Source organism: Corallococcus sp. CA053C (genome assembly GCF_003611675.1).
Lineage (GTDB): Bacteria > Myxococcota > Myxococcia > Myxococcales > Myxococcaceae > Corallococcus.
In genome coordinates this window covers 1-4,574 of the sequence record NZ_RAWA01000585.1, presented here as the reverse complement: position 1 = coordinate 4,574, position 4,574 = coordinate 1, and the positions used below count along the sequence as shown (strand labels likewise).

Below are 4,574 nucleotides of genomic sequence, written 5' to 3'. Positions count from 1 at the left end.
GCAGCGTCAGGTGTGTATAAGAGACAGGGGCGGGTGGAGGCAGATGCGGTCGCGGCCCTCGCGCTTGGCGCGGTAGAGGGCCTCGTCGGCGGTCAGCAGGAGCTGTTCCGGGGAGAGGATGGAGCGGTGCGGGAAGCTGGAGACGCCCAACGAGGCCGTCACGCGCAGGTTCGCGTCCGGCCCCGCAAGCAGCTCTGAGACGCCCCTGCGGACCCGCTCCGCGACGGTGAGGGCTCCCGGCAGGTGGGTACAGGGCAGGAGCACGGCGAATTCCTCGCCCCCGTAGCGGGCCACCAGGTCGGTTTCGCGCACGCTGTGCTGGAGCGAGGCGGCCACCTCCCGGAGCACCCGGTCCCCCGTGCTGTGGCCGTGGGCGTCGTTGATGTCCTTGAAGTGGTCCAGGTCCACCAGGATGAGCGACAGGCTCTCGTCGTAGCGCTGCGAACGCCGGAACTCCTCCCGCAACCGCTCCTGGAAGTAGCGGTGGTTGTGGACCTGGGTGAGGCCGTCCGTCACCGACAGCCGGCGCAGCTCCTCTACCTGTGAGTGAAGATGTTTCCACCGCGAGTGGATTTCGAGGCTCCGGGAGACCCTGAGTCGCAGCTCTTCCGGGTCCCAAGGGGTCACCACGGACTCAGCCCCCCGGCCCAGGGCCGCGAGCCTCAAGTCCCTCGCTTCCGGAGGAGCCAGCAGCACCACGGCGGACCGGGGTGCGGGCTCCGGCGGGGTGAGGGCCTCCAGCAGGGCGTGGGTCTGTTGGGCGTCCCCTTCACCCGCGACGAGGAGGACGCCGTCTACCTCCCGGGTCAGCCCCAGGACCTCCGGTCCGGAGCGCGCGTGCCGGAGGGTGAAGTCCTCGGGACCGAGCGAACGCACCAGTTGGGGCAGCAGTGTCTGCGAACCATCGACCACCAGGAGCGTGTAGGGCTGGGTTTTCACCGTGTCCCCGTAAAAAGACGACTAGACGGTACTATAGGGCTTTGTCACGGGGAGGGCCATGGGGTTTGCCACGTGGCCTCACCCTCTGGTACCGAGCGCCGTTTCCTTTCAGACGGACCGACGCGACATGACGACCGTGGCCAAGTACCCGAGCATCAGCCTGTTCTTCCCTGCCTGGAACGAGGAGGACTACGTGGAGCGCGCCGTGAGTCGCGCCCTGGAGGTCCTGCCCAAGCTCACGGACGACTTCGAAATCATCGTCGTCAACGACGCCTCCACGGACCGGACCCAGGAGGTCTGCGAGGCGTTGGCGGCGAAGGTGCCGCAGCTGCGGGTCATCACGCACCCGGTCAATCTGAAGCTGGGCGGGGCGATGCGCACGGGGCTGACGGCGAGCACGAAGGACCTGGTGCTCTATTCGGACATCGACCTGCCGTTCGACATGCGGGAGGTGGAGCGGGCGCTGCACCTGATGGAGTACCTGGAGGCGGACATGATCTGCGCCTTCCGGTTCGACCGCACGAGCGAGGGCCCGAAGCGCATCGTCTACTCGTTCGTCTACAACCTGCTCATCCGGGCGTTGTTCGACATCCAGATCAAGGACGTGAACTTCAGCTTCAAGCTGATGCACCGCCGGGTGCTGGAGTCGATGGAGCTCAAGAGCCAGGGCTCGTTCATCGACGCGGAGCTGGTGGTGAAGGCCATCCGCAAGGGCTTCCGCGTGTTCCAGATGGGCGTGGACTACTTCCCGCGCACGCGGGGCATCTCCACGCTGGCGTCGCCGTCGGTCATCGTGAAGATGGTGAAGGAGCTGGTGGCGCTGTACCCGGAGACGCGCTCGCCGCCGCCGCCGGTGCAGCCGGTGCGCCTGCCGCCGTCGGTGCAGGCGCTGCATCCCGTCACGGGACGCGCGGGGCGCGGGTAGGAGGGGCCATGGCGCCGCGCACGCGCCTCATCGTCAACGCGGACGACCTGGGCCTGCACCCGTCGCTGGACGCGGGCATCCTGAGGGCGCACCGCGACGGCATCGTCACCAGCGCCACGCTGCTGGCCACGGGCCCTTCCGCGGCACGGGCCGTGGAGCTGGCGCGGGCACAGGGGCTGGCGGTGGGCGTGCACCTGGCGCTGTCCACGCGGCTTGCGTGCGCCGCGCCCGCGGAGTCGGTGCGGACGGTGGCGCCGGACGGAAGGCTGCGCGCGAGCTGGGCGGACTTCGCGCGGGCGTGGCTCACCGGGCAGGTACGGCGCGAGGAGCTGGAGCGGGAGCTGTCCGCGCAGCTGGCCCGTGCGAGGGAGCTGGGCGCGGCGGTGGACCACCTGGATGGGCACCAGCACCTGCACCTGTTGCCGGGAGTGCGCTCGGTGGTGGAGGGGCTCGCGGCGCGCGAGGGGTTGCCGCTGCGCTGGCCGGATGCGCTGCCGCGCGCGTCGTGGCTGCGGGCGCCCGGGCCGGCGTTGAAGACGACGGTGCTGGCGGTGCTGGCGCGCACGGCGCCACGAGCACGGCCAGGGGTGCGGCGGGTGAGCGCGGGGGGAGTGTTCGAGGCGGGCCGGTTGGATGAGGCCGCGCTGCTCTCCGTGCTGGATGCGCTGCCCGCGGGGGACTTCGAGCTGGGGTGCCATCCTGGCGAGGGGGCGCCGCACGTGCCCGAGGATCCGGCGTGGCGCTACGGCTGGGACGCGGAGCTGGCCGCGCTCACGAGTCCCCGGGTGAAGGCGAAGCTCGTGGAGCGGGGCATCGCACTTTCGAGTTACGGCGCGCTGGGCTGATCAGCGGGCCTCGGCGTCGTAGAGCAGGTGCGGCGTCGTGTAGCCCTCGCCCAGCCCCACCACCTCGCGAACTTCGAAGCCCGCGTCGCGCAAGAGCCGCACTCCGTCCACGCGCGGCTTGAGCACCATGCCGCCGCTGGCCTTCGTGCGCCCCAGCAGCGACACCATCACCCACTCCTGCGCGAGCGCCTTGGCGTGCTTCCAGGAGCGGTCCCCTTCCACCTCCTTCAACAGGAAGCGCCCACCGGGACGCAGCAGCCCGCGCACGGCCTTGAGGAAGCCGGGCCACCGGTCCTCCGGCAACAGGTACAGCACGTCGCACACCACCACCGCGTCGAGCGTGCCGGCATGCGCCTGCACCAGTTGCTCCACCGACCCCACCGACAGCGTCACGTTGGGCAGCCCCGCCAGCGCCTGCTGGGCCCAGCGCACCTTGCGCGCATCCAGGTCCACGCCCAGCACCCTGCGCTCCGGCACCGCGAGCGCCATCAGCGCGGACAACAGCCCATGCCCGCAGCCGATGTCCGCCACCGTCCCCGGCGGCAGGCGGGAGACGACCGCGAGCAGCGGCGCGGACGACGCCCTCGCGTGCACGTGGAAGCGCTCGCTCGCGGGCAGCCCCGCGTAGCGCTCCAGCGCCTGGGCCATGAGCCCGCTCATGACACGTACTCCGCGGCGCCGTACGCCACCGTCAGCGCCAGCATCAACACCGCGCTCGTGGCGAGCACACCCCAGCGCCACCGGGGCCGCTCTCGCAGCAGCAGCGCCAGCGTGAGGAACAGCGGGAAGGCCGCCAGCAGGTAGCGCCCCATGCCCATGAAGTCCTTGCTGGACATGGCGGGCAGTCCCACGATGGCCAGCGTGTACACGCCATAGCCCCACCCCAGCCGCTTCGCGCACGGCCACACCAGCGCGAGCGCCCCCACGGTGACGGCCGCGTGCCCCACGAGCCGCAGGCCGTCCGACAGCGGCATGTCCCGGCTGAAGCCCTGGAACCAGCGCAGCTTCGCCCACGTGCGCCAGCCCGGCTTCTGATCCCACCCCGGCGCGGACTGCACCTTCACGAACGCGAAGGGCTCCCCGAAGGCCTTCCACTGGTACAGCACGTAGAGCACGAAGCCCGCCGCCGCGAGCACCGGCAAGAGGTCCACGACGCTCCACTTGAGGCCACGCTCGTGCTTCCACTCCAGCCGCCGCGCGAGCAACCCCACCACCAGCGCGGGCGCCACGGGCCTCGCCGCGGTGGCCACGGCGGCCAGCAGCACCGCGGCCCCCAACTGCCCCCGCTCCAGCAGCAGGAACGCCGCGATGACGAGCAGCAGGAACAGCGCGTCCGAATACATGGCCCCGTAGAGGAAGAACGCGAACGGGTAGAACGCCAGCAGCAGCCCCGCGAGGCGCGAGGACTCCTCGTCCGCCCGCGTGCGCGCCCACAGCGTGAAGACGTAGAGCGCCGCGAGCCCGCACGCCATGGTGACGAGCATCCCCGCGATGAAGGTGTCCACGTGCAGCAGGCCCAGGCCTCGCAGCACCAGCGGGTACAGCGGGAAGAAGGCCACCGGGCTCTGCTGGCCGGGCGTGTAGCGGTAGCCCTCCGTGGCGATGCTCGCGTACCAGCCCGCGTCGAAGTGCGCCCAGCCAAGGAGCGTGGGGGCGCCGGGCCACGTCAGCCTCGCGGGGCTGTAGCCCTGCGGGAAGGCGAGCGCGGACACCGTCACCAGCGCGGTGCACACCACCAGGGCGGCGAGCCCGGCGGTCAGGACGGTACGGGGAGCGGAGCGGACCATTCAGGGGATGCCCTTGGTCCAGAACCGCCCCCGCCGTCAAGCCAGCCCGGGACAGGGGGAGCTTTCAAGCCCCCTCCC

At 71.1% G+C, this 4,574-nt stretch carries 4 protein-coding genes; 2 read left to right on the top strand and 2 right to left on the bottom strand.

Going from position 1 to position 4,574, the window contains the following annotated elements; translation table 11 throughout:
• Positions 1–1,075: 1,075 nt before the first annotated feature.
• Positions 1,076–1,864, top strand: coding sequence for a glycosyltransferase family 2 protein (locus D7V97_RS40410; RefSeq protein ID WP_120615893.1), 789 nt, complete (start codon positions 1,076–1,078; stop codon positions 1,862–1,864).
• Between the two features lie 8 nt (positions 1,865–1,872).
• On the top strand, positions 1,873–2,709 hold the full coding sequence (locus tag D7V97_RS40405) for a ChbG/HpnK family deacetylase (protein WP_120615892.1): 837 nt from the start codon (positions 1,873–1,875) through the stop codon (positions 2,707–2,709).
• Here D7V97_RS40405 and D7V97_RS40400 read toward each other — a convergent pair whose 3' ends face one another.
• Positions 2,710–3,369, bottom strand: a complete 660-nt coding sequence (locus D7V97_RS40400) for a class I SAM-dependent methyltransferase (RefSeq protein ID WP_120615891.1) — start codon at positions 3,367–3,369, stop codon at positions 2,710–2,712.
• Entirely contained in the window at positions 3,366–4,496 is a 1,131-nt protein-coding gene (locus D7V97_RS40395) for a mannosyltransferase family protein (RefSeq protein ID WP_120615890.1), read from the bottom strand. Before D7V97_RS40395 ends, D7V97_RS40400 begins: the two co-directional genes overlap by 4 nt.
• Positions 4,497–4,574: the final 78 nt, after the last annotated feature.

Coding starts and splice junctions, on each gene's coding strand:
- D7V97_RS40405 (WP_120615892.1), top strand. CDS start 1,873: ATGGCGCCGCGCACGCGCCTCATCGTCAACGCGGACGACCTGGGCCTG.
- D7V97_RS40400 (WP_120615891.1), bottom strand. CDS start 3,369: ATGAGCGGGCTCATGGCCCAGGCGCTGGAGCGCTACGCGGGGCTGCCC.
- D7V97_RS40395 (WP_120615890.1), bottom strand. CDS start 4,496: ATGGTCCGCTCCGCTCCCCGTACCGTCCTGACCGCCGGGCTCGCCGCC.